The following is a 26,113-nucleotide window of genomic DNA, read 5'->3' as shown; positions in this document are numbered from 1 at the left end:
GCGTTCACCACACCTTGTCGAAATCTTCGGTGTCGCGCACCCGGGCGTCGCGCTGGAGTTCGAGCAGCTTGGCGTACTTGAGATAGGCGTTGACTGCCGCGGAGAGTGAGACCGAGAGGCCGTCCAGCCCGCCCAGTATGCCGCCCTGGAACAGGTATTTACGCATGAAGGCGTTGGCACCGTGCAGCGCCGGCGAGCCGGCGTTGGCGCGCTTGCCCTTCAGATACATGATCTTGGCGGCGCGGTTGGAGAAGCGCCCGCTGGCCTTGCCGAACAGCTCCCCCAGGTTGGCGAAGGAGTAGTGCTCGAGATCGGCATCGAGCCGGTGCGGCTGGCGTGCCTGCACCGAGGCGTGCTGACGCGAGTCGGAGAAGGCGCAGCGCTGGCGATCGTAGAGTCGCAGGCAGTAGTCCGGGTACCAGCCACAGCGCTTCACCCAGCGGCTGCCGATGAAGTTGCGCCGGCGCAGGGCGAAGGCGTCGTGCGGCGTGTTCTCGAGATCGAGTGCGCCGATCTTGGCCACCGCCGCGTCGGTGAGACGCTCGTCGGCGTCCAGTGACAGCACCCAGCGATGGCTGGCGGCCGCCGGGCCGACGTTCTTCTGTGGGCCGTCACCCAGATAGGGCTGACTGATGACACGTGCGCCGCAGGCCTCGGCCAGGGCCACGGTGGCATCGTGCGAGCCGGAGTCGACCACGATCAGCTCCTGGCACACGCGTCCCAGCGAGGCCAGGCAGGCTTCGATGTTGTCCGCTTCGTTGAGCGTGATCACCACGCCGCTGATATTAGCCATGGCTGTATCCTGAGTCATCGATGGACGCGCGCCCGGGGCTGGGCGGCGTCCATTGTAGCCGTCGATGCCCTAGCGATAGAACTGACGGAAAGTCTGCATCGCCTGAAACACCGCGGGCGAGAACTCGGCACCGGGGATCGGGTCGAGGCGGTGGTCGAGAATCTGCCACTGGCCGGCACCGTCGATCACGGTGATCCGCGACGGCTCGATGATGCCGTAGTCCAGATAGCTGCTGGCCTGAACCCAGGGCTGATCGATACCCGGGGTGAGCAGATCGATGCCCTGGGCGTAGTCGGATAGCGGGTTGGTGCAGCCGAGGGCATGGCGCATCAGCATCGGTGCCACGTCGAGATGGCTGGTCATGCCGTCGACCGTGCCGGGGTCGACGCCAGGGCCGTGCACGATCATTGGGACGTGGGTCTGGGGGGCGGCGAAGTTGCTGTTGTGGCCCCAGTAGTTCTTGCCGAAGTCGTTGAACGACTGGCCGTGATCGGCGGTGACTACCAGCAGGGTATTGTCCCACTCACCCTTGGCCTTGAGATCGTCGATCACCTCGCCGAGCAGGGTGTCATCGTAGTGCACGGCATTGCGGTGGCGGTTGAAGTAGGGCGTCGGGTCGGTATCCGGCCCCAGCTTCAGATAGTTCATATCCTGGATCGAGGGCTGGTAGGGCTGGGCTGCGTCCGCCGGCACGTCGTAGCCGTGGGGTGCATCGTAGAACAGCATGCCGAACCACGGCTGCGTGTCTGACTGCTCCTGCTGCGATAGCCAGGCCAGCCAGTCGTCGGTCATCTGGCGGTCGCGCGCGGCAGGTGTCGGCCCCTCGGTGCGCAGACGCAGCGAGTCGATCGAGGAGAAGATGGTGCGATCGAAGCCGATACCGTTGAGGCTGGCCGAGGCAAAGATGCCCATGGCGTAGCCCTGCTTCTGCATCTGCGTGATCAACAGCGCCGGGGTCTGGGTATTGTCCAGATAGGCGTAGTAGTTGCCGGTCAGGCCGTAGAACAGGCTCATGGTGCCGTTGCGGGTGGCGTTGCCGCCGCTGAAGTGATCGAGATAGCGTCGGCCGTCGGCGTCGAGCGCGGCGTAGAGATTGGGCGTATTCTCGGGGCCATATTCATCGGCGCGCCAGGAGTCGATCAGTACCACCAGCACGTTGGGCGGCGAGTCTGCCTGGCAGCTCAGCGGGTGCTTGGGCCAGTCGAGATTCTGCGCCTGCTTGCCGTCGATGTCGGCGCGCTCGGCGCGCGCCGCACGCGGGTCGAGCCAGCCATGCTTCTCCATGAAGTCCTTGGCGGTGGCCGGGAACAGCAGCGGGTAGATGCCCACCTGCTGGGTGACGCTACGCATGTAGCGGGCATCCGCGATCAGGTGCACGACGTGGCTGCCGATCAGCGTCAGCAGAATCCCGCCGCAGATCAGTCCCTTAGGCAGGCGGCGCCCGCGATCGCCGATGATCACCCGGCGGGCGAGCCAGGCTTCCAGTGCTAGTGCCACGAAGACACAGGCGCTGACCACCAGCCAGGTCGACGTAGTGAAGTCGAAGATCTCGCCATTCTTGTCGTTCAAGAACAGCGACACCATGAACAGATTCACGTGGAAGCGGTACTGGGCGTAGACCACCGTATCGAGCAGCAGCGCGCACAGTCCCAGCGCCCCCAGCAGTGTGGCTGGCAGCCATAGCCAGCGTGACCTGAGCACCAGCGCCAGTACGCCCAGCGGCAGCCAGCCGAGCAGCACCAGCATGCCGAAGTGTCCGATCCAGGTCAGGACCAGATAGGCGATGCCCATGGCATCGTGCGGCAGCGCCAGATAGGGGGTGTAGCGCAGGGCGATCAGCCACACCAGCGGTAGCTGCAACAGGGCGAAGACCAGCGTGGTACGCCAGCGGCGTCTCAGGGTGTCGTGCATGGGACTCTAACCTTGATCAGAAGCGTCGGCGCCGTGATAACCATCACAGATGGCGGCGAAGAGGGCGCTGGCGTTCGCGGGGGAAAAGCGCGCCAGGGAGCGTTCCAGACGTGCCAGGTTGCGCTGCTGCCAGGCTCCGGTTGGGCGCAGGCGGCAGCGGTCGAAATCTATCATCCACACCTTGTCGTGGCCTGAAACCGGATCGGTCGATATCAGCAGGTTACGCGCGTTGAGATCGACATGGTCGAGGCCAACGTCGTGGAAGCGCCGAATGACTCGCCCCACGTCAGGTAGCAGCTCGGTCGCGTCTGGATCCAGGCAGTCGGCCAGCGCGCGCGAGTGGGCCAGGCGCTGGGTCAGCAGGGCCGCACGGTAGGTGGGGCCCTGGCGGCAGACCAGCGCTGCCACCGGGGCCGGTACCGGCAGGCCGCGCTCGTAGAGCGCCAGGGTCAGGCGCATCTCGCGGAAGGCCCGGGTGCGCTCGAGACCCCGCCATAGGTAGCGCTGCTCATTGACGCGGGCGACCATGCCGCCGCGCCGATAGGGGCGCAGTACCCAGGCTTGGTCTTCCACCTGCAGGAACTGACTCGCGCCGCGGCCGGGTGCCGAGCCCACCACTAGGCCCTTGGCACGCCACGCGGCGGGGCTCAGCCAATCCGGGCCTGGAGTTGGCAGCAGCGCATGATCGGGCTGAGCGAGGCGGGCCGGATCGTATAAGATGTGGGTGCCGCGGTGATGATAGGTCGCAAGGGCCATGGCCGGGTCCTGTTGGCGCCGCCATGTTCAGCCGGCGGTTTGACTGACGGCCAGGCGCCGTCCACTGTTCGCGCGGCATTGTACCCGTGCCGGAAGGTGGGCGCCTAGGCGCGCTGCGTGGCTCGGTGCAGGCACCTGCCGCGCATAGCGTTGCACTCGACGTTCGTTGTTATCCGTTTTCATCCATGAGGAAGCCTCGTGACCCGCGATTCACACAAGCCCTTGGCGGTCATTGCCATTCGCCAGGTGGAGAAGAGCACTGGCGCCAGTCGCAACGCCTTCGAGCAGGCGGTCGCCCTGCAGGCCCTGGGCTACCGCGTGGTCATTCTGGCCGAGCGTGGCCGCCCTGCGCTAGCCGAGCACTTCGGTGCCGAGCTGGTTCGCCTATGGCGCTGGCCGCTGAAAGGGTCTTTCCGGCGCTTCTGGTTCAATCGCCGGGTGCAGGCCTGGTGTCGTCGTCAGCGTCCAGCGCTGCTGGTGAGTCACGGCGACGTCGAGACGCCGGATACGGTCTACATGCACAACTGCGTGCACCTCGCCAGCCGCCTGATTCATGGGCGCGAGCTGCCGGCTGGACACGAGGTCGCGGCGATCCATGATCACGTGCTCAGCGGCGGCCAGTTTCGCCAGGTGGCGGTCAACTCGCGCCTGATGGCGGAGGATTTTCAAGCGCGCTACGGCATCGACGCCGCCAAGATAGAGATCAGCTATCCCGGTTACGATCCCGAGACATTCAATATCGAACGTGCGCGCGAAGATCGCCATGCCCGGCGCCAAGCGCTCGGCGCTCATGACGACACCTTCCTGATCGGCTTGATCACCTCCGGTAATTTCACCAAGCGCAACGTGGCGGGCTTCGTCGAGATGGCGACGGCGCTGACACAGCGCCTGCCAGGGCGTTGTCGCTTTCTGGTGGTGGGGAAGGACGATGCCGCTCCCTACCGCCAGCAGGCCGCAGCCGCCGGCATCGCCGACGCTTTCGAGTGGCGCTCGACGGTCAGCGATGTCGAGACCCTCTATGGCGCGCTGGATCTATTCGTGCTGCCGGCACATATCGAAGAGTTCGGCAGGGTTTCGCTCGAAGCGATGGCCTGCGGTACACCCGTGCTGCTGTCGCGCACCACCGGCGCGGCGGAGCTGCTCGAGGAGTCGCACTCCGATCTGATCCTCGATAGCCGAGATACTCAAGGCTGGGTGGAGCGGATTGAGCGGCTGATCGAGCAAGATGACCGCACCTCTTTAGGCGAGTCGCTTTCGCAGTTGGCGAGCGCTTACTCCTATCGCCGACAGACGGAAAAGCTGAAGCGCTCTTTCGAGGCCCTGATGCAGAGTAGAGGCTCGGTGAAATGAGCGTCTTGTTGTGCGCCTGCCGGCGTTAACGCCAATGGCGTTCAGCCGATAGGGCGATTCAACAGTGCTGGCGCAGGAAGGCCATCAATTGGTCACCGTAGCGTTGAAGGTTTTGCTGGCTGGCCAGTCGTTCTCGGGCCCGGTCTCCAATCTCGCGTCGTAGCCTGGAATCTTGCGCCCAGGCGATCAGTGGCTCGGCGGCTTCCTCTGGATCGACGACGCTTGCGGTTACCAGATCGTCTTTCGCCGGAGAGTAAACCAGGTCTGGGCCGTCGGCACAGGCATCGCCGTAGACGCTCAAGCTCGCCTTGGGACGGCGTGGCTCGACGATGGCACCGCAACCAGCATCCATGATCGCTTCCGGCAGCCCATCGACATTGCTGACGACGGTTGGCAGGCCATAAGCAATTGCTTCTTGTGCCACCAGCCCGAACGGCTCGCGCCAGGACGGGCAGATGAATGCATCCAAATGGGTATAGAAACTGGCCATGTCGTCGATCAGGCCGCAGAACTTGACCCGCTCCTCTAGTCCCCAGCGCCGTGTCCATTCGCGCAGCGTGGCCTCCAGCGGCCCCTGCCCGGCAATCCAGAGTTCGGCATGCGGGATGCGAGCCTGCACGCAGCGGAAGGTCTCCAGTGCTACCATCGGCGCCTTCAGGCCCTTCAGGCGTCCCGCGAACCCGAGCCGAAAGCGGCCTTCCGGGTGCTCGGTCTGCTGCTCGGGCACCGCAATGGCATTGTGTAGAACGAGGGCGGGCAGGTCCTGCCGCAATTGCCAGCGGATCTCCAGCATGCGCTGTGCCGCGCGAGACACTGCCACCAGGCCGCGAATCCGAGCCAGATAGCTTGCGACGGCCGCTGGTTCCTGGTCCGTCCAGGCGGTGCCGTGCTCATAGTGGAAGACGCGCTGACCTTCCAACAGGGGCATGGGATTACCCGCCAGCTTGTTCCAGACCAGGACCGCATCGGGCGTCAGCCGCTTGGCAAGTGAGCGCTGATAGGCGCCGCGCAGACCCAACTGCTCGGGTAGCCTCCAGTGGCCGGGCCCTTTGATGCTGTGTATACGGGCTGTCGCATCTGCCAGCGAGGGACGGATGAATGGATGTATGTCCTGCGTCTGCAGAAGAATACTCAGTGTCAGGCGATGCCCATAGGCACGGTAGAAGCGTGCGAAATAGCGCTCGACCCCGCCCAGATTCTTGAGGCTGACGAGATGTGCGATAGTCGGGGCGGTGTCGTCTGAAACTGGCATATCTTGATGATCGCAGAGCATGAGAGAGCTGAGTGTAAAGAGGGCTCTGATGCAATACCACTCTGGTTGCGCGCGGTATGCCAAAGGCGCTTTGCAGACGATAAAACGATAGGCGGCAAATGAGTTTTCGATGCTGAATCGGTGGTTGGCGAGTCGAACTTTCGAGCGTAAGGGCTTCTGGCTGAGGCGACATAGCGCCTGGCTGGACAAGCGCTATTGTTACGTTCACGGCATTGGCGGTTCTGGAAAGGCGCAGGCCGGTAGGCATGCTCATCGGGCAGCAAGCGCCATTCTTAGCGCGGCCGAGACACGCGAAAGTCCGGGTGCTTGTTCGAAAATCATCTGGATGTACTGGCATGCACCGTTGGAGCAGGCACCCGAGGTCGTGCAGCTGAGCGTAAGATCCTGGCAGGTGATGAATCCAGATTACGAGGTCAGGCTGCTGAGCGATGACACGCTGGAGGCGCACTTGGGGTTCGATTTCATGGCTGCTTTTGAACTCTGTCGCGTGCGCCTAAAGGTGGCGACTAAGGCCGATGTCCTGCGACTGTATCTATTGAGTCGCTTTGGCGGGGTCTGGGCGGATGCAACGCTTTTCTGTCTGAAGCCTCTCGAGACATGGATGCCCCCACTCATCGGTGAGTTCGGTTTCTACACCTTTCGCCGGGAAGCAGTCGTCACGCGTCCAATAGAAGTCTGGTTCATCGCGGCGCAGCGTGGCGACCCTATCATTCAGCATGTCTTCGATCTGCTGGTGACGCACCTCTTTCGTGAGAGACCAAGGGCACTCTATGTATCCAACAGTCGTAAATGCTTACAGAAGGTCGGTATCGATGGGCGTAGTTCAGCCCCGATCGGTGTGCAGATCATCCGCGACGCCGAGCGCCATGGTTTCGTGCCCTATTTCGCCACTGGATACTGCTTCAACGACGCTTTGGAGACGCGATGGAGTGAAACGTGCAAAGCGCGTTTCTTTGCAGCCGACAACCGCTACGCCGATCGTGAGAGCCATGGTGAGATGGGGAACTTCGTCGTATCCAAGGAGAGCTACAAAAAGGCTCACCAATCCACCGCAATCTATCAGCGTCGCAAGATCTGGCTGGAACGGACCCTGGAAGATATGGAACGTCGAGATATCACACCGCGATAAAAGGGGCGAGCAGCTCAGCTCGGGGGCGCCAGGTGCGCGCTGAGAGCCCCGCTGCGCGGGCCGAGTACATGAAATCGAGGCAGCCCCAGTGTAGTATCCCTCCCACGCTTTCCGTCCCGCGACAAATCAATGACCCACACCCTTTTTCCCGCTCAAGGCTCGCCCCGCCATATCGCCATTCTGCGCCTGTCGGCGCTGGGCGATGTGTGCAATCTGGTGCCCACGGTGCGTGCCCTGCAGCGCCAGTGGCCGGATGCGCGTATCACCTGGATCGTGGGCAAGACCGAGCACGCGCTGCTCGAGGGGCTCTCTGGGGTCGAGTTCGTGGTCTACGACAAGTCCACCGGCTTCGGCGGCATGCGCCGGATCTGGCGCCAACTGCGCGGCACGCGTTTCGACGTGCTGTTGCACATGCAGCAGGCGCTGCGGGCCAGCGTGCTGTCGCTGGGGCTGAAGTGCGATCTGCGCGTGGGTTACGACAAGGCGCGGGCCAAGGATTGGCAGCACTGGTTCACCCAACGCCAGCTGGCGCCGCACCCGCGCGCCCACGTGCTCGAGTCGTTCATGGATTTTGCCCGTCTGCTGGGGGTCGAGGACACTTCGCTCGACTGGTCGCTGCCGATTCCCGACGCCGCCTATACCGAGGCCGCCCGCCTCAGCGGTGAAGCGCCCTATCTGGTGATCAGCCCGTGCGCCAACCCGCGGCTGCGCAATTTCCGTAACTGGTCGGCCGAGGGCTATGCCGCGGTGATCGCGTATGCCTGGGAGCGCCACGGCCTGGTCAGCGTGTTGAGCGGCGGCGGCAGCCCCCAGGAGCGCGAGATGGGCGAGCAGATTCGGCGCCTATGCCCGCAGGTGGAGATCATCGATGCGATCGGCCGCACCTCGCTCAAGGGCCTGCTGGCGCTGCTCGACCGCGCCCGCGCGGTGATCGCGCCGGACTCCGGCCCGGTGCACATGGCCAACGCCCTGGGCACACCGACCCTGGGGCTCTATGCCACCACCAACCCGGATCGCGCCGCGCCTTACTGCTGGCGTCGCCACGTGGTCGACCGCTATCCCGATGCCCTGGCGCACTATCTGCACCAGACCCCGGAGACGGTGAACTGGGGCACCCGCGTGCGCCATGCCGATGCCATGAGCCTGATCACCCTCGACGACGTGGTCGGGCAACTGGATCGGCTGCTGGCGGAGACCGCCACGAACCGGGATGATGGCGAGACTCACCGGCCCGAGCAGGGGCCGGTGGCTCAGGATGACAGGGAGCCCAACGCATGAAAGTCGATCTTTCCCAGCTCGAGCACGCCCGCCTGCTGGTGGTCGGCGACGTGATGCTCGACCGCTACTGGCATGGCGGCACGTCGCGCATTTCGCCCGAGGCACCGGTGCCGGTAGTCAAGGTGGAGGAGGCCGACGATCGCCCGGGCGGCGCGGCCAACGTGGCGCTCAACATCGCGGCCCTGGGCGGGCGGGCGAGTCTCGCCGGCGTGGTCGGCGATGATGACAACGCCGAGCGCCTCGAACGTGCGCTGGATGCTGCCAATGTGAGCACTTACTTTCAGCGTAGCCCCGAAGTGCCCACGATCACCAAACTGCGAGTCATGAGTCGCAATCAGCAGCTGATCCGGCTCGACTTCGAGAGCCCGCTGTGGAACGTTGATACCGCGCCGCTCGATGCCCAGGTCGAGCAGGCCCTGGCCGAGGTCGATGTGGTGATTCTCTCCGACTACGGCAAGGGCAGCCTCAACCGGGTCGAGCAGTTGATCGCCACGGCGCGGGCGGCGGGCAAGCGGGTGCTGGTGGACCCCAAGGGCAGCGACTTCACCCGCTACCGTGGCGCCAGCGTGATCACCCCCAATCTGGGCGAGTTCGAGGCGATCGTCGGCCCCTGCGCCAGTGACGCTGAGCTGGCCGAGAAGGGCGAGCGTCTGCGCGCCGAGCTGGCCCTGGAAGCGCTGCTGGTGACCCGCAGCGAGCGCGGCATGACGCTGATCCGCGAAGGCTACGCGCCGCTGCACCTGCCGACCCATGCGCGCGAGGTCTATGACGTCACCGGCGCCGGTGACACCGTGATCGGTGTGCTGGGGCTGGCCCTGGCCGCCGGGCACGGTTTCGGTGAAGCGGTGATGCTGGCCAATCTGGCCGCCGGGCTGGTGGTGGCCAAGCCGGGCACCGCGGTGCTCTCGGTGGCCGAGCTCTACACCGCACTGCACGGCGACAAGCTGGCCGAGTTCGGCGTGATTGCCGAAGCGCCGCTGATCGCTGCGGTGCGCGCGGCCCAGGCGCGCGGTGAGAAGGTGGTGATGACCAACGGCTGCTTCGACATTCTCCATGCCGGCCACGTGGCTTATCTGGAGCAAGCGCGCAAGCTTGGTGACCGGCTGATCGTGGCGGTCAACGACGACGCCTCGGTGGCCCGCCTCAAGGGCCCCAAGCGGCCGATCAACACCTTGGCGCGGCGCGCTCAGGTGCTGGCCGGGCTGGCTGCGGTCGACTGGGTGGTGGGCTTTGCCGAGGACACCCCGGCGCGGCTGATCGAGGCGGTGCTGCCCGACCTGCTGGTCAAGGGCGGAGACTACCTTCCCGAGCAGATCGCCGGCGGCGCGGCGGTGATCGCCAACGGCGGTGAGGTGCGTGTGCTGGGATTCGAGGATGGCGTTTCGACCACCACCATGATCGATACCATTCTCGACCGCGAGCGCTGAGCGGCGATGTCTCCCCGGCTGGCGCGGCGGCTCTACTCGCTGCTGCTCTATCTGCTCTCGCCGTTGATCTGGTGGCGGGTATGGCGTGAGTGGTTACCCACTCACCCGCGCCGCGAGCGGCTGGGTTATGTACCCGCGGTGGGCGCGCGCCGCTGTATCTGGCTGCACGCGGCCTCGGTCGGCGAGGTGGTCACGGCGACGCCGCTGATTCGTGCCCTGCTCGACGACTACCCCGATCACGCTCTGATCGTCACCACCATGACCGCCACCGGCGCCCGGCAGCTGCAGCAGACCTTCGGCGACCGCGTGCGCCACCACTTCCTGCCGCTCGATTTTCCCGGGGCGACCCGGCGCTTCGTCGCGCGCATCAATCCGCGCCTGACGATCATCGCCGAGACCGAGCTGTGGCCCAACCTGCTGGCGGCCTGCTACCGTCGCGACATACCGGTGGTGGTGGCCAACGCGCGCCTCAGCCCCGGTGCCTTTCGCCTCTATCGGCGTCTCGGCGCGCTGTGTCGCGGCATGCTCGCGCCGCTCGACTGGATTGGGGCGAAGTCGCCCAGCGATGCCGAGCGCTTCCGGACCCTTGGGGCGCGTCCCGAGGCGGTGGCGATGACCGGCGCGCTCAAGTTCGATCTCAATGTCGACGAAAGCGTGCTGGCGGCCAGCCGGCGTCTGCGCCAGCGCTGGGGGCCGCGACCGGTCTGGATCGCCGGCTCCACCCATCCCGGCGAGGATGAACAGGTGCTCGCCGCCCACGCTCGGGTGCGGCGCCAGCTTCCCGATTCGCTGCTGATCCTGGTGCCGCGTCATCCCCAGCGCTTCGAGGCCGTGGCTGAGCTGTGCGAGGCCGCCGGCGAGCGCCTGGTGCGGCTCAGCGCCGGCGCTCGGGTGGACGCCGAAACCACGCTGCTGCTGGGCGACACCATGGGCGATCTGATCAAGCTCTACGGCTGCGCCGATGTTGCCTTCGTCGGCGGCTCGCTGGTGACGATCGGCGGCCACAACCTGCTCGAGCCGGCCGCCCTCGGCGTGGCCGTGGTGAGCGGGCCCCACCTCGACAACCTGCGCGAGATCGCCGATACCCTGGCCGAGCACGAGGCGCGCTGCGAGGTCGCCGATGGCGAGGCTCTGGGGCAGACGGTGGCGGCACTGCTCGACGATGCCCCGCGGCGCGAGCGGCTGGGTGCTGCCGGCCGCCAGGTGGTCGCGGCCAACCGCGGCGCGCTCGCCGCCACGCGCCAGCATCTCGCCACGTATCTTTTGGATACCGCCACCGGCGATAGCTGACGCCAGGCACGCTGGCACCGCGCCGTGATACCTGTCAAACGCTTGTCATGCCCGACCCCGACAATCGTCCCCGACCAGGAATCACGACCGGTGACCGCCGATGGATATCCGCTTCAAGAGCCGCAAGCTGCGCTTCTATACCGCGGGTGTTGCGCGCCTGCTGATCCCCGATGCGTACTACCGCCGGCGCCTGATACAGTGGTTGGAACAACTCCCCGAAGCCGAGTGGCAGCGGCTCGCCGCGCGCGTCGACTACTACAACCGTCTGGAGGAGGCGTTCGATCCCGGCGAAGGTGCGGTCGCCGTCGGCGACTTCCGCTACGAGCGGCGCGGCGCCTACTATCTCGATGCCAAGCAGATCGTGCGCCACTTCGCCCCGCAGCACCGCTTTGCTTACCGCTTTGGCGACGTCACCTGGGTGCCGGAGCGGCCCACGCTGGTTAAGAGCCGCCCGATCTGTCGCGCCACGCCGCCCAGCAACGCCAACGGCGTGCTGCTCAAGCTCAACAGTGTGCGTCATTTCCAGTTCGTCGACGATCGTCTGGCGTTTCGCGACAAGCGTTCGGGCGTGGTGTGGCGGGGCAAGTGCTTCCACGCGCATCGCGCCGCAGTGCTGCGTGAGTTCTGCGACCATCCGCGCATGGATATCGGCCAGAGCCATGCCAAGCGCCGTGATCAGCGCGACTATCGACCCTACCTGTCGATCCGCGAACAGCTGCGCTATCGCTACGTGCTGAGCCTCGAAGGCAAGGACGTGGCCACCAACCTCAAGTGGATTCTGGCCTCCAACTCGCTCTGCTTCATGCCGCCGCCGCGCTTCGAGACCTGGTTCATGGAGGGAACGCTCGAACCCTACGTGCACTATGTGCCGCTGAAGGAGGACTGCAGCGACATGGAAGCCCAGATGGCCTACTACGATGCCCATCCCGCCGAGGCCGAGGCGATCGTGCGCCGCGCCAACGCCCATGTCGCCCAGTTTCGCGATCCGCGTCAGGAGCTGCTGCTGGGGCTATTGGTGATGCACAAGTATCTGGCGCTCTCGGGTCAGCTCGACCCCGCGGCGTCGAGGGTGGCGAGTCCAGCCTGGAACAACTGGGCGTGCCGACCGGCGAGCGCGTTCAGGTCGCGATCGTAACCGCCCGGCGATCATGCTCGGTCAGGGGAAAGGAGTGGCTCTCGGGCCAGGCGCAGCTGTCGCCCGGGTGGTGGATGAGCGGTAGCGGGGCGAGGGGCCGGGTCACGGGTTGCGGCGTCCTGTCACTGGTGAGGCCCTGAGGATCGATTACGATAGGGGCTCTTCGATTGCCGTGCGAGCGTTGCCATGCGAGTCACCGTCTACAGTGCCCAGCCCTACGACCGTCGCTTTTTCGACGAGGTAGGCGCCACCCGCTTCGCTGATGCCGGGATCGAGTGGCACTACCAGCCCGTCGCCCTGACCCGGCAGACGGTGGCGCTGGCGGCGGGCAGTGACGCGGTCTGCGTATTCGTCAACGACTCCCTCGAAGCGGCCGTGCTCGAGGCCCTGGCCGCCCAGGGCGTGGGCGCCGTGGTGCTGCGCTGTGCCGGCTTCAACAACGTCGACCTGGAGGCCGCCCGGCGACTCGGCCTGTTCGTGGCGCGGGTGCCGGCCTACTCGCCGGAGGCGGTGGCCGAACACGCGCTGGCCATGATCATGACGCTCAACCGCAAGACCCATCGCGCCTACAACCGGGTGCGCGAGGGCAATTTCGCCCTCGATGGACTGCTCGGGGTGACCCTGCACGGCAAGACCGCCGGGGTGGTCGGCAGTGGCCGCATCGGCCTGGCCATGGCGCGAATCCTGCACGGGCTGGGCTGCGAGGTGCTGGGTTACGACCCCTCTCCGGCGGCTGCCTTCGAGGCCTACGGCGAGAACGTGCCGCTGGCGGCGCTGCTGTCACGCGCGGACATCGTCTCGCTGCACTGCCCGCTGAACGAGGCGACCCACCATCTGATCGACGCCGCCGCGCTGGCGGGCATGAAGCCGGGCGCGATGCTGGTCAACACCTCGCGCGGCGCGCTGATCGACACCCCGGCGGTGATCGATGCGCTGAAGTCGCGCCAGCTCGGCGCGCTGGCGATCGACGTCTACGAGCAGGAGAGCGAGCTGTTCTTCCACGACCACTCGGCGGAGATCATCGAAGACGACGTCTTCGCCCGCCTGGCCAGCTTCCCCAATGTGCTGATCACCGGCCATCAGGGCTTCTTCACCGCCGAGGCGCTGGACGAGATCGCGCAGGTCACCTGCGCCAACCTGGTCGCCTACGCCCGCGACCTGGCCTGCCCCAACCAGCTTTGAACCGCGTTCAGCGGGTGAAGCGCTCGACCCCCGCAGCACCGCCAAGCAGCAGCACGTCGGCCGGACGCTTGGCGAACAGGCCGTTGGTGACCACGCCGACGATGGCATCGAGGGCCGCTTCCATGGCTTCCGGCTCGTCGAACAGTTTGTCGTAGCCATCCAGGATGCGGTTGCCGTTGTCGGTCAGCACGCCATCGCGGTAGACCGGCGTAATGCCGAGCTTGACCATCTCACGGGCGACGTAGGAGCGCGCCATGGGGATCACCTCGATCGGCAGCGGGAAGCCGCCGAGCACCTCGACTCGCTTGCTGGCATCGGCGATGCAGACGAAGCGCTCGGCGCAGGCGGCGACGATCTTCTCGCGGGTGAGCGCGGCCCCGCCGCCCTTGATCATGCGCAGGCGGCCATCGACCTCGTCGGCGCCGTCCACATACACCGGCACCGTGCCCACGTGGTTGAGCTCGAGCACGTCGATCCCGTTGGCCTTCAGACGGGCCGCGCTGGCCTCGGAACTGGCCACGGCACCGCGAAAGTCATGGCGCCGCGCGGCGAGCAGATCGATGAAATGATTGGCGGTGGAGCCGGTACCGATGCCGATCACCGCATCCGGCGTCAGCAGGCTATCGATGTCTTCGAGCGCCGCGGCGGCCACCGCGCGTTTGAGGTCGTCCTGGTTCATGTCGGCTCTGGCAGGCTGGCAAAAGAGAGGCGCCAGTATAGAGCAAGCCGCCTGCGCTGCCGATGGCGCTGACGCGCGGGGCGGGCATCTGTTAACGCTGGACGCTCGGGGCTGGCGTCTGTTAACAATGTCGATCCGCCACGTTCATCGCCGCCGTCGGGCTCTCCGCGGCGCGCTCAGGCAGCCTCTTTTAGTGCGATACGCCAGTGCGATACGCCAGGACACCGCAATGCTACTCGAAGACATCGTCAAGAAGATCCTCCAGGCCCGCGTCTACGAAGCGGCCCGGGAGACCCCCATTTCGCCCATGCCCTCGCTCTCGCGCCGCTTCGGCAACCGCATTCTGATCAAGCGCGAAGACCTGCAGCCGGTGTTCTCGTTCAAGATTCGCGGGGCCTACAACAAGATGGCGCAGCTCGACGAGACGCAGAAGGAGAAGGGCGTGATCGCCGCCTCGGCCGGCAACCACGCCCAGGGGCTGGCGATGGCGGCGCGCCAGATGGGGGTCAAGGCGGTGATCGTGATGCCTCGGGTCACCCCCGAGATCAAGGTGGCGGCGGTACGCGGCTGGGGCGCCAAGGTGGTGCTCAAGGGGGATGCCTTCGGCGAAGCGCTGGCGCACGCCAAGACGCTGATCGCCGAGCACGGCTACACCTATATTCCGCCCTATGACGACAACGACGTCATCGCCGGCCAGGGCACCGTGGCGATGGAGATCCTGCGTCAGCACACCGGGCCGCTGGATGCGGTGTTCGTGCCGGTAGGCGGCGGCGGGCTGCTGGCCGGGGTCGCTGCCTACATCAAGTACCTGCGCCCCGAGGTCAAGGTCTACGGCGTCGAGGCGGAGGATTCGGCCTGCCTCAAGGCAGCGTTGGACGCCGGCGAGCGGGTGGTGCTGGAGCAGGTCGGGGTGTTCGCCGAGGGGGTCGCGGTGGCCCAGATCGGCGAGGCACCGTTCGAGATCCTGCGCCACACCGTGGATGGCGTTATCACCGTCAATACCGACGAGATGTGTGCCGCGGTCAAGGACACCTTCGATGATACCCGGGCGGTCGCCGAGACCTCCGGCGCGCTGTCGCTGGCCGGGCTCAAGAAGTATGTACAGCAGACCCAGGCGCGCGACCAGTCGCTTTTGTGCATCAACTCCGGCGCCAACATCAACTTCGACCGGCTCCAGCATATCGCCGAGCGTACCGAGCTCGGCGAGCAGCGTGAAGCGATTCTGGCGGTCGAGATCCCCGAGCGGCCGGGCAGCTTCAAGCAGTTCTGCCGCGCCATCGGGCGGCGCATGGTGACTGAATTCAACTACCGCTACGCTGACGCCGACCGCGCGCATATCTTCGTCGGTGTGCAAGTCAAGCCGGGTGGCGAGGATCGCGCCGAGGTGATTCAAAAGCTGCGCGACGCGGACTATCCCGTAGAGGATCTCACCGATAACGAACTGGCCAAGCTGCATATTCGCCACCTCGGTGGCGGCCGGCCCAAGGTCGAGTTCTCGGAAGAGGTCTATCGCTTCGAATTCCCCGAGCGCCCCGGCGCGCTGATGAACTTCCTGACCCATCTGCCCGCCGACTGGAACATCTCGCTGTTCCACTATCGCAACCACGGTGCCGCCTACGGGCGAGTGCTGGTCGGGCTGCAGATGCCCAATGGCGACCGGGCCCATGCCGAGGAGCACTTCGATCGGATCGGTTACCGCTACTGGAAAGAGACCGACAACACCGCCTACCGGCTGTTCATGGCCTGAGCACGCCGCCGAGGTTGCTTTCCTCCACCCCTGACGCCGCTGGCCTCTGCATGAGGTCAGCGGCGTTTTGGCGATGATGAAATAGCTCCTTTTTCGGGGTCAATTCGAGCTAAACCTTTTTCGGTAACGTCCGATAATCTTCGGTAACGAAAAAAGGGGTGAGTCCGCCTGGCAAGCGTCTTGTCAAGCTTTTAGCCTAACCCTATAGTCGTGCGCGTCGCCGCGGGGGCGGAGACCGAACCGAATCTCTGGGAGTCGAAATGAAACGCAAGCCCGACCTGGTCATGGCACTGGTACTGATTTTCGGCGTGGGTGTGGTCGCGACGGGGTATGCGCAGACGCTGCTCGGCGCTTGAGGCTTTAGCAATATACGGCAAGACGGCGGGCAACGGCCGCGGTCAGCCTTTGCGGATAGTAAACTCGCAGGTAGTAGTCAGTAGTCTGTAACTATTAGATGTTGGCTAGTAGATAGGCCAGATGAGTAGATAGACCGCAGTAGTAGCTAAAGTAGTAGTAGATAGGGCAGTGGTAGATAGGTCGGTAATAGATAGACCAGACACGCCCGATCAGTGACAGCCCGAGGGGCACTGATCGCAAGATGGCCGGTAGCGTTTCGAGCGCTACCGGCCGTCGTCGTTTCTGCCCTTGGTGCGCTGCGGGCGGAGGACCTCGCGGTCGCTGACGATCGCATCCAGCGGCACGTCCCAGGCGGCCACCGGCAGCGCCGTCACTCGCTGACAGGCGTGGGCCAGACCGATCAGGCGTGGCGCCGGGCGGCGCAGGCGGGTGAAGGCGAAGGTGCGGTCGTAGAAGCCGCCGCCCATGCCGATGCGCTCACCGGCCCCATCGAATCCCACCAGTGGCATCAGCACGCTATCCAGCGCCCACGCCGGCAGCCGGCGCTGGCGTTTGGCACCGAAGCGGGTGTGCGGCTCGGCAATACCGAAACGGTTGCGGCGCATACGCGTATCGCTGTCGTAGCGCACGAACCACAGCCGGTTCTCGACCAGCGGGCGCAGTACCGGCAGATAGACCTCGGCGCCACGCCGGCGCAGCCAGGCGATCAGCGGCGTGGGGTCGATTTCACCATCGTTGGGCAGGTAGAGCGCCACGCGGCGGGCGCGCTGGAGCTCCGGCAACTGGCGCAGGCGCCTGCACAGCGCCTGCGAGGCGATGCGCTGCTGGTGTGGGCTCAGCGCGCGGCGGGCGCGGCGCAGATCGCGCCGCAGGCGACGCCGATCGCCCGAGAGGGCAAGCGCGTTGGGTCCGTCAGCGGTGGACCCGTCATCGAGAGCGCTGGTGATCGACGTCGAAGACAAGCAGAGTTCCCCAGAGTGCCGCTGTCGTTCTGGCCCTTGAACCCATTGGTTCAAGGTGGGTGGCCGCAGGCAGGCCGTTAGGCTTTCCGTCGCGCGGACATGCACACGGGCCTGCCTAGCTATTGGCCCCCTGGGTACTGCGCATAGGCTCGAGGGACTTGTAACGACTGGCGCACACCCCAGGGAACGACACTATCGTAGCAGAGGGGGCGGCGTTGCCCAATCGCAATCGACTCAGACGGGGCGACGGCCGGGCTGCCGGCTCAGCGGGAGGCCTGCGAGGTGTCGTTGCCGATACCGCTCAGGGCACGCTCCAGACGCTCCCCCAGCTCGCTCAAGTTCTGCTCGCCGGCGCGGTTGGCATCCAAGGCACTGAGCAGCTCGTGGGTGATGTTGAGCGCCGCCATGATCGCGATCTTCTCCGCGCCCAGTACCTTGCCGCGGGAGTGGATGCCGTGCATGGCGCGGTCGAGATAGCGCGCGGCGCGCTTCAACTGTTCCTGCTCTTCCGGCGGGCAGGCGATCACGTAGGGTTTGCCCAAGAGGGTCACTTCGGTGGTCGGGCGAGACGTGTCGCTCATGGTTCGCTCCGGGGTGGGCCTTGAAGACCGATCGGGTAAAATGGGGGGATTCGCACGTCAGCGGCTATGCTGATGGCCGCCGGCACCGCTGGCGCCGCGATTGACCAGCCACTATAGAGAGCCGCCCACACCCGGTCAACGCGCTGCCGGCGCGGGCCACAGGGCGGCGTGCCACTACGGATGCCGACATGTCGATCATCAACGAGCAACTCGATTTCTCCACCGTCGCCAATGTCTTTCTGGCCCACGGCAGTCTGCAGTCGCCGGCTTTCTTCGACGGGCGGCTGTGTGCCGAGCTGGCGCTCGAGGACCTCAGCGCCGAGCGCTGGCTGGAAGAGGTGAGCCTGGCGCTCAACGTCGAGCAGCCGGAGAGCCGCGAAGATGCCGATGTGCTGCTGGGCTGGCGGCGCCAGACCCTGGACGCGCTGGCGGCATCGGAGCTCAACTTCGAGCCGCTGCTGCCCGACGAACTGTGCTCGCTGGGCGAGCGCGCTCAGGGGCTCAAGGAGTGGGTGCAGGGCTTCACCGAAGTGGTCAACGAAGTCGATGGCGAAACCTACGAACGCTGGTCGAGCCCGCTACGCGAAGCGCTCGAGGATCTTGGCCAGCTGGCGGCGATCGAGGTCGAGATCGACGACGACCCGGAGAACGAGAACGACCTGTTCGCGCTCACCGAGCACGCGCGCATGGCGGCGATGCTGCTGTATACCGAGCAGCACCCCGGTCAGCCCAAGGTCGAGCAGAGCGACCAGGACCCTTCGGCTGACGCTGGCGCCAACGACGACACGCCGACACTGCATTGAGCTGCCAGCGCGATGCCCATGACGATCATCACCACGAGCACCGCCAAGAGCACGACACCTGGCGCGATGGACACCCCGCCTATGGAGAGAGCATGCCGACAGCCGCGAGTTCGACACAAGACGCCGTGACGACAGAGGACCTGCGCCCCGGGCCCGCCCCGATCATCCAGGAAGAGTACGCCGCCCGGCGTGAGCGCCTGATGGCCGAGCTGCCACAGGACGCAGCGTTGCTGCTGCCCGGTGCCGTGCTCAAGACCCGCAACCACGACAGCGACTACGCCTTCCGCCAGCACAGCGACTTCCACTATCTGTGCGGCTTTCCCGAGCCGGACGCACTGCTGGTGCTGCTGCCCGGCCGCGAGGCCGGCGAGGCGCTGCTGTTCTGCCAGGAGAAGGACCCCGAGAAGGAGGCCTGGACCGGCATTCGCATCGGCCCCGAAGGGGCGGTACGCGACTACGGGATGGATCAGGCCTTCGACAACGCCAGTCGCGACGACCTGGCCGACCTGCTGGAAGGGCGGCGCACGCTCTACCTGCCGCTGGCGGATAGCCACGCCATGACCCTGGCCGACGGCATCCGTGCCCGGCTGCAGGCGCGCGCGCGACGCGGCGCGGCGGCCCCGAGCGGCTTCGTCGATGTCAGCGCGCTGATCCACGAACTGCGTCTGACCAAGAGCGAGAGCGAGCTGGCGCTGATGCGCCATGCCGCCGAGATCAGTGCCCAGGCGCACTGCCGCGCCATGCGCGAAAGCCGCCCGGGGCGCTTCGAGTATCAGCTGCAGGCAGCGATCGAGCACGAGTTTGCCTGGCACGGCGCCCGCGCACCCGCCTATGGCACCATCGTCGGCGGTGGCATCAACGCCTGTGTGCTGCACTATGTCGAGAATGCCGCGCGGCTCGCCGACGGCGATCTGGTACTGATCGATGCCGGTGCCGAGTTCGATCTTTACGCCGGTGACATCACCCGCACTTTCCCGGTCAACGGCCGCTTCAGCGAGGCCCAGCGTGCCCTCTACGACGTCGTCCTGGCGGCGGAAGAGCGCGCCGTGGCCGCGGTCGCACCGGGCACCACGCTGGAAGCGATCCACGATGGCGTGGTGCGCGATCTCACCGCTGGGCTGCTGGCGCTGGGCCTGCTCGAAGGTGAACTCGACGCGTGCATCGAGTCCAAGGCCTACCGGCGCTTCTATCTCCACTCCACCTCGCACTGGCTGGGGCTCGATGTGCACGATGTCGGCAGCTACCGGGTCGACGGCGAGCCGCGCTCACTCGAACCGGGCATGGTGCTGACCATCGAGCCGGGGCTCTATATCCCCGACGCCGAGGATATCCCCGCGGCCTATCGCGGTATCGGCATTCGTATCGAGGATGACGTGGTGGTGACCGCCGACGGCGGCGACGTACTGACCGCCGGCGTGCCCAAGGCCACCGACGAGATCGAAGCGCTGATGGCGGCGGCCAGGACGTGACGAAGAGGCCGGGCCGCACCGGCCCGTGCTGAGGAGACGAGTGCCCATGAGTGAAGCGACACAACCGGTGCAGGTCGACGTGGCGATCATCGGCGGTGGCCTGGTCGGCGCCAGCCTGGCCTGCGCGCTGGGCGAGCTGGCCCGCGAAGAGGGGCTGCGCATCGCGATCGTCGAGGCCCAGCCGCTGCCCGCCACGGATACGGCGCCGTTGCAGCCGAGCTTCGACGTGCGGGCCAGCGCCATCGCCTACGGCTCGCGGCGTCATTTCGAGCGCCTGGCGCTGTGGTCTGACGCCGAGGGCGAAGGTATGGCGGCGCAGGCCTCGCCGATCCGCCATATCCATATCAGCGAGCGCGGCCAGTTGGGGGTGACCCGGCTGCACGCCGAGGATGTCGGCAGCGAGGCGCTGGGCTATGTGATCCCCAATGCCTGGATGGGCCGGGTGCTGCACCGCCGGCTCGCCGAGCTGCCACTCGACTGGCACTGTCCGGCCCGGGTCGAGGCGCTCGACGCCACCCCCGAAGGCTATCGGCTGACCCTGGACGACGGCCAGAGGCTGGATGCCGGGCTGACCGTGCTCGCCGACGGCGGCCGCTCCGGCCTCAAGGAGCGTCTGGGAATCGAGAGCGCGCACCACGCCTACGATCAGAGCGCGCTGATCGCCACGGTCGAGACCAGCCGGGCGCACCAGGGCTGGGCCTTCGAGCGCTTCAGTCGCGAGGGGCCGATCGCGCTGCTGCCGCTCTCGGGGCGGCGCATGACACTCGTGTGGACCTTCGAGCAGGGCGCCGAACAGGCCGCGCTGGCGCTCTCCGACGATGCTTTTCTGAGCCGGCTGCAACACGCCTTCGGTGACCGCGCTGGGCGCTTTCAGCGGGTCGGCCAGCGTTACGCCTATCCGCTGTCGCTGGTCACCGCGCGCGAGACGATCCGCCCCGGCCTGGCGGTGCTCGGCAACGCCGCCCATGCGCTGCACCCGGTGGCGGGGCAGGGCTTCAACCTCGCCCTGCGCGGGGTGATGGACCTGGCCGCCGAGATCCAACGTGCCCGGGCCGAGGGGCGCTCGCCGGGGGATGCCAGCGTGCTGGCGGCATTCGAGGCGCGGCGCAGTGCCGACTATCGCCAGATCGTGCGCTTCAGCGACGGCTTGATCCGCCTGTTCGGCCTGAACTACCCGCTGATGGGGCAGGCGCGCGGGCTGGGGCTGAGTGGGCTCAACGCCCTGGCGCCGCTCAAGCGAATGGTGGCGAGACGAGCCATGGGGCTCGAGAGATGACGATGAGCAAGACGGGAGATCCGACATGACACAGCCAACCAGCGACGTGCTGATCGTCGGCGGCGGGATGGTCGGCGCCACGCTGGCGCTGCTGCTGGGCGAGGCCGGCTGGCGGGTCGCGCTGTTCGATGCCGCGCCGCCCGCCGAACGGGCGACGCCGCCGGGCGAGGGCGCGCCGGCCCTGCGGGTGAGCGCGCTGACCGCCGCCTCGCAGCGGCTGCTGGTGTCGCTCGGCGTCTGGCCCTGGGTCGCCGCCCGGCGCGTCGCGCCCTATCGCCGCATGCAGGTGTGGGACGGTGAGGGCGGTGGCGAGATCGGCTTCGATGCCGATGACGTCGGCGTCGAGGCGCTGGGGCATATCGTCGAGAACGATCTACTGGTCGCCGGGCTCGAGGCGAGGCTCGAGGCGCTGCCCCAGGTCACCTGCCTGCGCGGCGTGCGCCTGACCGGCTACACCCGCGAGGCGGGGCAGGCGGTGGTCACCCTGGACAGCGGCGAGCAGTGGCGCGCGCCGCTGGTGGTGGGCGCCGATGGAGCCCACTCGCCGCTGCGCACCCTGGCGGGCATCGCGCTCTCCGCCCGCGATACCGGCCAGGCGGCGGTGGTCACCAGTGTACGCTGCGAGCATGGCCATGCGGGCACCGCGCGTCAGGTCTTCCTGCCCAGCGGCCCGCTGGCGTTTCTGCCGCTGGCGATCGATGGCGCAGCACACCACTGTTCGATCGTGTGGTCGACCACGCCGGCGGAGGCCCGCCGGCTCACCGCGCTGGGTGAACAGGAGAGCGGGCGCGCGGCGCTGGCCGGAGAGCTCGAACGGGCCATCGACGGGCGCCTGGGGCGGCTCGAGGTGATCGATGCCGCGCCGCATTTCCCCATCGTGCAGCGCCACGCCAGTGACTATGTCGCCGAGGGCCTGGCGCTGATCGGCGATGCCGCCCACACCCTGCATCCGCTGGCCGGGCAAGGGGTCAATCTGGGGCTGATGGACGCCGCGGTGCTGGCCGAGGAGTGGATACGCGCCCGCCAGCGCGGGGCCGAGCCCGGCGACCCGCGCATTCTGGCCCGCTATGCGCGGCGCCGGCGCGGCGAGAACGCGGCGATGCTCGCCGCCATGCAGGGTTTCCAGCGGCTCTTCGGCAGCCGTCAGCCTGCGCTGCGGCTGGCGCGCAACTGGGGGCTCTCCGGGGTCGACCGGCTGCCGCTGCTCAAGCGCCTGCTGATCCGTCAGGCGCTGGGCGAATATGGCGACGTGCCACAGCGGTGTCGGTAGTGGCTGATTGCGCGGCGCGAATCGATGCCAATTGATTCGACAGTTTGGGCAGCTCGTCCTGGACGATGCTCCAGATCGTGTCGTCGTCGATGCCGAGATAGGCATGCATCAAGCGATTTCGCGTCGCCACGATAAGGCGCCAGGGGATCTCGGGATGGCGCTGGCGGACTGTATCGGGTATGCGAGTCGCGGCCTCGCCCAGTAGGGCTAGATTGTGCAGGGTGGCGTCGTAGGTCAGCTCGCTGGCGACGAATGACGCCTGGTCGAGCCCTTGGGTATAGCTCGTGATCTTCTCGATGAAACCGATCATGTCATCGAGATAGAAACGCCATTCACGTTCAGGCGTGCGCCGGGACATGCACCGCCTCGCGCTCGACTCGGGGCCTGAGTTCAGCGCGAAGCGCCTTGTCGGTGACCAGATCCACGGGCCTGCCCAGCAGATCCTCGAGATAGAACTGCAGACCGAAGTAGCGCGCCGAGGTCGCCGGCCCCTGGAAGCTGACGAGAATGTCGATATCGCTCTCCGCCGCCGCCTGGTCGCGAGCGACAGACCCGAACAGCGCCAGCGACTCGACCTGGAACTTTGCCACCAGTGTGGGCATATGATCGCGTAGTCGCCGTAGTGTTTCACTTCGATTCATGTCGACGCCTCCGTCTCCACGACGCTCTCTACGTTACTTTATATACTCCATTTATACGCCCACTCTCACTCCCGTTCCCATTCCCGCTCCCCTTCATCGATCGACGCTCGGCCAGCGCTCGGTTCAGTCGGCGGTCTCGCGCTCGGCTGCGCTTGGTTTGGCCGACGCGCGGGCCGAGTGAACCACGTTGAGCGCCTTGAGCAGGTTGAGCGCTTCGCTCAACTGATAGTCGTTGGCGGCGATGGGCGTTTCCGGGGCGTTGCGCTGCGCGCTGGGGCTGGCGTTCTGCAGGTGGCCGCGCAGATCGGATTCGCGCAGCTGGAAGCCGGGGGTGTCGTCGACCTCCAGCCGGCCGCGCACTACACGCACGTCCGGGGTGATGCCCTCGGCCTGGATCGAGCGCCCGCTGGGGGTGTAGTAGCGCGCCGTGGTCAGCTTGAGGCCATCGCCGTTGCCCAGCGGCAGTACCTGCTGCACCGAGCCTTTGCCGAAGCTCTGGGTGCCCATCAAGACCGCCCGCTGCTGATCCTGCAGTGCACCGGCGACGATCTCCGCCGCCGAGGCGCTGCCGCCGTTGATCAGCACCACCAGCGGCACGTCCGGCGCCAGGGTGGCAGCGTGGGCGGTGAAGCGCATGTCGTCGTCGACCAGGCGGCCCTTGGTGTAGACGATCAGCCCGCTGGAGAGAAACTGATCGGCGACCTCGGTGGCGCTGGAGAGCACGCCGCCGGGGTTGTTGCGCAGGTCCAGCACCAGCCCCTTGAGCGGCCCCTTGGCGGTGAGCGCTGCGAGCGCCTCACGCGTCTGGTCGCCGGTACGGCTCTGGAACTGGCTGATGCGCAGGTAGCCGTAGCCGGGCTCGAGCTCGCGCTGGGTGACGCTCTCCGACTGGATCGACTCGCGCTGCAGGTCGAAGGTGCGCGGCGTCTGCTCGCTGTCGCGCAGGATGGTCAGCTGGATATGGCTGCCGGGGTCGCCGCGCATCAGGTCGACCGCTTCCTGCAGCGTCAGGTTCTCGGTGGGCGTGCCGTCGATGGCGACGATACGGTCGCCGGGCTGGATACCCGCCTTGGCCGCCGGCGTGTCGTCGATTGGCGAGATCACCGTGAGCTGGTCGTCGCGCAGCCCGACCTCGATGCCGACGCCGCTGAACTCGCCCTCGGTGGTTTCACGCAGCGCCTCGAAGGCATCGGCATCCAGATACTCCGAGTGTGGGTCGAGCTGGCTGAGCATGCCGCGCATGGCGTTGCGCAGCAGGGTCTTGTCATCGACCTCCTCGACGTAGGCCCGCTTGATACGTTCGAAGACCTCGGCGAAGGTCTGCACGTCCTTGACCGGCAGGTCGTCGTCGGCGGGCTGGCGTGTCGCGGCCGGTTCGGCGGCCAGCGCCGCACCGGGGATGGCCAGGGCCAGGCTCAGGGCGCATGCGGCTGGGGCGAGCCACCGGCGACGAGCCAGGGCATTCGAGCGGGTGGGTGTCATGCGGTCTCCGCGACTCGGGCTGGATGAGGGGCCGCTGGCGCCGACAGGGGCTGCCACCCGGCGCTAAGTCAATACGACTGGCCGGATGATGGAACGGCGTTTGATAACCCCAGCATAGCGCCTCCCGGGGCGGATGTTAACGCGGCGTAAGACGGGAGTGGCTCAGCGCTTGGCCATCCAGCGGTTGGGGTTGATCGGCTCGCCGTTCTGGCGCACCTCGAAGTAGAGCGCGGGGCGGGTCTGGCCGCCGGTGTCGCCCACGGCACCCACGGTCTGGCCGTTGGAGACCTGCTGGCCGGGGGTGACCGTGAACTGCTGCAGATGCGCGTAGAGGGTGAGCACGCCATCGCCGTGGTCGAGGATCAGCAGGTTGCCGAAGCCACGCATCCAGTTGGCGAACACCACGCGCCCGGCATGCACCGCCTTGACCGCGCTGCCGGCGGCGGCACCGATCAGCACACCGTTGCGATCGACCCCATCACCGTCGCCATAGTTCGAGAGCACGCGCCCCTGTACCGGCCATGGCAGATCGCCTCGGGTCTTGCGGATGGCGGTCGAGGGCGGCGGCTGCTTGAGCTTGGCCAGTTCCTGCTGCATGCGATCGAGCAGCCGCTCGACGTGGGCGCGGTCCTGGTTGAGATCCTCCAGCCGCGACTGCTCGCTGGCATAGCGCGAGTCGAGCTTGGCGACCAGCGTCTGGCGCTCGCGCAGGCTGGTGGCCAGGCGTTCGCGCTGCTGGTCGAGATCGCGCTGCACCTGATCGAGACGCTGGCGGCGCTGGTCGATCGCGGCGAGGTTCTGGTCGAGCTGACGGTTGAGATCGCGCAGCTTGTCGAGGCGTGCCTGGCGCGCCTGCGAGATCGCATTGAGATAGTGCTGCAGACGATCGACCTCGGCGGGGTCGTCCTGATTGAGCAGCAGTTTGAGCTGCGGCGTGGTGCCGAGCCGATAGAGCGCATCGAACTGCTGCGCCAGGGCCTGGCGCTGGCGGTGGCGTTCGGCGTCCAGGGTCTGGCGCTGGGCGCTGAGCGTGGCCACCTGGTCGTCGAGATCGTGGCGCTCGTCCTGGAGCGCGTCCATGCGCTTGTGGATCGCGCCGATCGCGGTCTCCACCGTCTCGAGCTGGCTCTGGGCGTCGCCGCGCGCCGCCTGGGTCTGCTTGAGCTTGCCCTGCAGCGCTTCGATATCGGTGGCCAGGCTATCGAGACGCGCGCGCGCCTCCTGCGGGTTGGCCTGACCCCACGCCGGGCCGGCCAGCAGCAGGCTGCCGGCCAGCACGATCACCCCCAAACGCAGACCCCCGCGCGTCACGAGCGCCGGGG

The 26,113-nt window shown here is 66.7% G+C and carries 23 protein-coding genes and 1 other RNA gene; 12 read left to right on the top strand and 12 right to left on the bottom strand.

Annotated features, from left to right (window positions below; genetic code table 11):
• Positions 1 to 4 precede the first annotated feature (4 nt).
• From J0A90_RS12770 to J0A90_RS12760, 3 genes are all read right to left on the bottom strand, one after another.
• Positions 5 to 793, bottom strand: coding sequence for a glycosyltransferase family 2 protein (locus J0A90_RS12770; RefSeq protein WP_207036496.1), 789 nt, complete (start codon positions 791 to 793; stop codon positions 5 to 7).
• Positions 794 to 862: 69 nt separating this feature from the next.
• Positions 863 to 2,704: a DUF3413 domain-containing protein gene (locus tag J0A90_RS12765; RefSeq protein WP_207036494.1), complete on the bottom strand. Its 1,842-nt coding sequence runs from the start codon at positions 2,702 to 2,704 to the stop codon at positions 863 to 865.
• Between the two features lie 6 nt (positions 2,705 to 2,710).
• Positions 2,711 to 3,460: a 3-deoxy-D-manno-octulosonic acid kinase gene (locus tag J0A90_RS12760; protein WP_207036492.1), complete on the bottom strand. Its 750-nt coding sequence runs from the start codon at positions 3,458 to 3,460 to the stop codon at positions 2,711 to 2,713.
• Between the two features lie 198 nt (positions 3,461 to 3,658).
• Here J0A90_RS12760 and J0A90_RS12755 point away from each other — a divergent pair, with 198 nt between their 5' ends.
• Positions 3,659 to 4,810 carry a glycosyltransferase family 4 protein gene (locus J0A90_RS12755; RefSeq protein ID WP_207036490.1) on the top strand — a complete coding sequence of 384 codons (1,152 nt, stop codon included), beginning with the start codon at positions 3,659 to 3,661 and terminating at the stop codon, positions 4,808 to 4,810.
• A gap of 58 nt (positions 4,811 to 4,868) precedes the next feature.
• On the opposite strand, the gene J0A90_RS12750 is transcribed toward J0A90_RS12755, so the two are convergent.
• Positions 4,869 to 6,062 carry a glycosyltransferase family 4 protein gene (locus J0A90_RS12750; RefSeq protein ID WP_207036488.1) on the bottom strand — a complete coding sequence of 398 codons (1,194 nt, stop codon included), beginning with the start codon at positions 6,060 to 6,062 and terminating at the stop codon, positions 4,869 to 4,871.
• 130 nt (positions 6,063 to 6,192) lie between these two features.
• On the opposite strand from J0A90_RS12750, the gene J0A90_RS12745 reads away from it, so the two are divergent.
• The 6 genes from J0A90_RS12745 (at position 6,193) to J0A90_RS12720 (ending at position 13,524) form a co-directional block, all read left to right on the top strand.
• Positions 6,193 to 7,212 carry a capsular polysaccharide synthesis protein gene (locus J0A90_RS12745; protein ID WP_207036486.1) on the top strand — a complete coding sequence of 340 codons (1,020 nt, stop codon included), beginning with the start codon at positions 6,193 to 6,195 and terminating at the stop codon, positions 7,210 to 7,212.
• 129 nt (positions 7,213 to 7,341) lie between these two features.
• Positions 7,342 to 8,490: a glycosyltransferase family 9 protein gene (locus J0A90_RS12740; protein ID WP_207036484.1), complete on the top strand. Its 1,149-nt coding sequence runs from the start codon at positions 7,342 to 7,344 to the stop codon at positions 8,488 to 8,490.
• Positions 8,487 to 9,917 carry a bifunctional D-glycero-beta-D-manno-heptose-7-phosphate kinase/D-glycero-beta-D-manno-heptose 1-phosphate adenylyltransferase HldE gene (gene hldE, locus J0A90_RS12735; RefSeq protein ID WP_233076753.1) on the top strand — a complete coding sequence of 477 codons (1,431 nt, stop codon included), beginning with the start codon at positions 8,487 to 8,489 and terminating at the stop codon, positions 9,915 to 9,917. The genes J0A90_RS12740 and hldE overlap by 4 nt, the downstream gene beginning before the upstream one ends.
• Positions 9,918 to 9,923: 6 nt before the next feature.
• Complete coding sequence (waaA, locus tag J0A90_RS12730) at positions 9,924 to 11,207, top strand: lipid IV(A) 3-deoxy-D-manno-octulosonic acid transferase (protein ID WP_207036482.1); 1,284 nt, start codon at positions 9,924 to 9,926, stop codon at positions 11,205 to 11,207.
• 100 nt (positions 11,208 to 11,307) lie between these two features.
• The gene (locus J0A90_RS12725) at positions 11,308 to 12,342 is read left to right on the top strand and encodes a glycosyl transferase family 90 (RefSeq protein ID WP_207036480.1); all 1,035 of its coding nucleotides are present in this window, start codon (positions 11,308 to 11,310) and stop codon (positions 12,340 to 12,342) included.
• Between the two features lie 186 nt (positions 12,343 to 12,528).
• On the top strand, positions 12,529 to 13,524 hold the full coding sequence (locus J0A90_RS12720) for a 2-hydroxyacid dehydrogenase (protein WP_207036478.1): 996 nt from the start codon (positions 12,529 to 12,531) through the stop codon (positions 13,522 to 13,524).
• 7 nt (positions 13,525 to 13,531) lie between these two features.
• Here the strand turns inward: J0A90_RS12720 and rpiA are convergent, their stop codons facing one another.
• Positions 13,532 to 14,203: a ribose-5-phosphate isomerase RpiA gene (gene rpiA, locus J0A90_RS12715; RefSeq protein WP_207036476.1), complete on the bottom strand. Its 672-nt coding sequence runs from the start codon at positions 14,201 to 14,203 to the stop codon at positions 13,532 to 13,534.
• Between rpiA and ilvA the strand changes: the two genes are divergently transcribed.
• On the top strand, positions 14,115 to 15,950 hold the full coding sequence (gene ilvA, locus J0A90_RS12710) for a threonine ammonia-lyase, biosynthetic (RefSeq protein WP_370635782.1): 1,836 nt from the start codon (positions 14,115 to 14,117) through the stop codon (positions 15,948 to 15,950). The genes rpiA and ilvA overlap by 89 nt on opposite strands.
• A 620-nt stretch (positions 15,951 to 16,570) precedes the next feature.
• Here ilvA and J0A90_RS12705 read toward each other — a convergent pair.
• The 3 genes from J0A90_RS12705 to J0A90_RS12695 all read right to left on the bottom strand — a co-directional run bounded on the left by J0A90_RS12705 (position 16,571) and on the right by J0A90_RS12695 (position 17,850).
• The gene (locus tag J0A90_RS12705) at positions 16,571 to 17,179 is read right to left on the bottom strand and encodes a 5-formyltetrahydrofolate cyclo-ligase (RefSeq protein ID WP_233076804.1); all 609 of its coding nucleotides are present in this window, start codon (positions 17,177 to 17,179) and stop codon (positions 16,571 to 16,573) included.
• A 93-nt stretch (positions 17,180 to 17,272) separates the two neighbouring features.
• Positions 17,273 to 17,458, bottom strand: a non-coding RNA gene (ssrS, locus tag J0A90_RS12700) — 6S RNA.
• A gap of 74 nt (positions 17,459 to 17,532) precedes the next feature.
• Positions 17,533 to 17,850 (bottom strand): cell division protein ZapA, encoded by a 318-nt coding sequence (locus J0A90_RS12695; RefSeq protein WP_207036474.1) that lies wholly within the window; start codon positions 17,848 to 17,850, stop codon positions 17,533 to 17,535.
• Positions 17,851 to 18,038: 188 nt separating this feature from the next.
• On the opposite strand from J0A90_RS12695, the gene J0A90_RS12690 reads away from it, so the two are divergent.
• From J0A90_RS12690 to J0A90_RS12675, 4 genes are all read left to right on the top strand, one after another.
• Positions 18,039 to 18,653, top strand: coding sequence for a UPF0149 family protein (locus J0A90_RS12690; RefSeq protein ID WP_207036473.1), 615 nt, complete (start codon positions 18,039 to 18,041; stop codon positions 18,651 to 18,653).
• Between the two features lie 125 nt (positions 18,654 to 18,778).
• On the top strand, positions 18,779 to 20,122 hold the full coding sequence (pepP, locus tag J0A90_RS12685; RefSeq protein ID WP_233076749.1) for a Xaa-Pro aminopeptidase: 1,344 nt from the start codon (positions 18,779 to 18,781) through the stop codon (positions 20,120 to 20,122).
• Positions 20,123 to 20,168: 46 nt separating this feature from the next.
• Positions 20,169 to 21,398, top strand: a complete 1,230-nt coding sequence (gene ubiH, locus J0A90_RS12680) for a 2-octaprenyl-6-methoxyphenyl hydroxylase (protein WP_207036469.1) — start codon at positions 20,169 to 20,171, stop codon at positions 21,396 to 21,398.
• Between the two features lie 25 nt (positions 21,399 to 21,423).
• Positions 21,424 to 22,668, top strand: coding sequence for a UbiH/UbiF/VisC/COQ6 family ubiquinone biosynthesis hydroxylase (locus J0A90_RS12675; RefSeq protein WP_207036467.1), 1,245 nt, complete (start codon positions 21,424 to 21,426; stop codon positions 22,666 to 22,668).
• Here the strand turns inward: J0A90_RS12675 and J0A90_RS12670 are convergent.
• From J0A90_RS12670 to J0A90_RS12655, 4 genes are all read right to left on the bottom strand, one after another.
• Entirely contained in the window at positions 22,604 to 23,026 is a 423-nt protein-coding gene (locus J0A90_RS12670; RefSeq protein WP_207036465.1) for a DUF86 domain-containing protein, read from the bottom strand. The genes J0A90_RS12675 and J0A90_RS12670 overlap by 65 nt on opposite strands.
• Positions 23,007 to 23,270 (bottom strand): nucleotidyltransferase family protein, encoded by a 264-nt coding sequence (locus J0A90_RS12665; RefSeq protein WP_233076748.1) that lies wholly within the window; start codon positions 23,268 to 23,270, stop codon positions 23,007 to 23,009. Before J0A90_RS12665 ends, J0A90_RS12670 begins: the two co-directional genes overlap by 20 nt.
• Before the next feature lie 162 nt (positions 23,271 to 23,432).
• Entirely contained in the window at positions 23,433 to 24,791 is a 1,359-nt protein-coding gene (locus J0A90_RS12660; RefSeq protein ID WP_207036461.1) for a S41 family peptidase, read from the bottom strand.
• A gap of 162 nt (positions 24,792 to 24,953) precedes the next feature.
• Entirely contained in the window at positions 24,954 to 26,102 is a 1,149-nt protein-coding gene (locus J0A90_RS12655; RefSeq protein ID WP_233076747.1) for a peptidoglycan DD-metalloendopeptidase family protein, read from the bottom strand.
• Between the last annotated feature and the right edge of the window lie 11 nt (positions 26,103 to 26,113).

Source organism: Salinicola sp. DM10 (genome assembly GCF_017306975.2).
Lineage (GTDB): Bacteria > Pseudomonadota > Gammaproteobacteria > Pseudomonadales > Halomonadaceae > Salinicola.
Note: the sequence above shows the minus strand (reverse complement) of the source record. Positions and strands in the feature narration are given on the sequence as shown.

Coding starts and splice junctions, on each gene's coding strand:
- J0A90_RS12675 (WP_207036467.1), top strand. CDS start 21,424: ATGACACAGCCAACCAGCGACGTGCTGATCGTCGGCGGCGGGATGGTC.
- waaA (WP_207036482.1), top strand. CDS start 9,924: ATGTCTCCCCGGCTGGCGCGGCGGCTCTACTCGCTGCTGCTCTATCTG.
- ilvA (WP_370635782.1), top strand. CDS start 14,115: ATGCCGATCACCGCATCCGGCGTCAGCAGGCTATCGATGTCTTCGAGC.
- J0A90_RS12670 (WP_207036465.1), bottom strand. CDS start 23,026: ATGTCCCGGCGCACGCCTGAACGTGAATGGCGTTTCTATCTCGATGAC.
- J0A90_RS12760 (WP_207036492.1), bottom strand. CDS start 3,460: ATGGCCCTTGCGACCTATCATCACCGCGGCACCCACATCTTATACGAT.
- J0A90_RS12660 (WP_207036461.1), bottom strand. CDS start 24,791: ATGACACCCACCCGCTCGAATGCCCTGGCTCGTCGCCGGTGGCTCGCC.
- J0A90_RS12740 (WP_207036484.1), top strand. CDS start 7,342: ATGACCCACACCCTTTTTCCCGCTCAAGGCTCGCCCCGCCATATCGCC.
- rpiA (WP_207036476.1), bottom strand. CDS start 14,203: ATGAACCAGGACGACCTCAAACGCGCGGTGGCCGCCGCGGCGCTCGAA.
- J0A90_RS12695 (WP_207036474.1), bottom strand. CDS start 17,850: ATGAGCGACACGTCTCGCCCGACCACCGAAGTGACCCTCTTGGGCAAA.
- J0A90_RS12720 (WP_207036478.1), top strand. CDS start 12,529: ATGCGAGTCACCGTCTACAGTGCCCAGCCCTACGACCGTCGCTTTTTC.
- J0A90_RS12745 (WP_207036486.1), top strand. CDS start 6,193: ATGCTGAATCGGTGGTTGGCGAGTCGAACTTTCGAGCGTAAGGGCTTC.
- J0A90_RS12770 (WP_207036496.1), bottom strand. CDS start 793: ATGGCTAATATCAGCGGCGTGGTGATCACGCTCAACGAAGCGGACAAC.
- J0A90_RS12665 (WP_233076748.1), bottom strand. CDS start 23,270: ATGCCCACACTGGTGGCAAAGTTCCAGGTCGAGTCGCTGGCGCTGTTC.
- J0A90_RS12765 (WP_207036494.1), bottom strand. CDS start 2,704: ATGCACGACACCCTGAGACGCCGCTGGCGTACCACGCTGGTCTTCGCC.
- J0A90_RS12750 (WP_207036488.1), bottom strand. CDS start 6,062: ATGCCAGTTTCAGACGACACCGCCCCGACTATCGCACATCTCGTCAGC.
- J0A90_RS12725 (WP_207036480.1), top strand. CDS start 11,308: ATGGATATCCGCTTCAAGAGCCGCAAGCTGCGCTTCTATACCGCGGGT.
- ubiH (WP_207036469.1), top strand. CDS start 20,169: ATGAGTGAAGCGACACAACCGGTGCAGGTCGACGTGGCGATCATCGGC.
- J0A90_RS12690 (WP_207036473.1), top strand. CDS start 18,039: ATGTCGATCATCAACGAGCAACTCGATTTCTCCACCGTCGCCAATGTC.
- hldE (WP_233076753.1), top strand. CDS start 8,487: ATGAAAGTCGATCTTTCCCAGCTCGAGCACGCCCGCCTGCTGGTGGTC.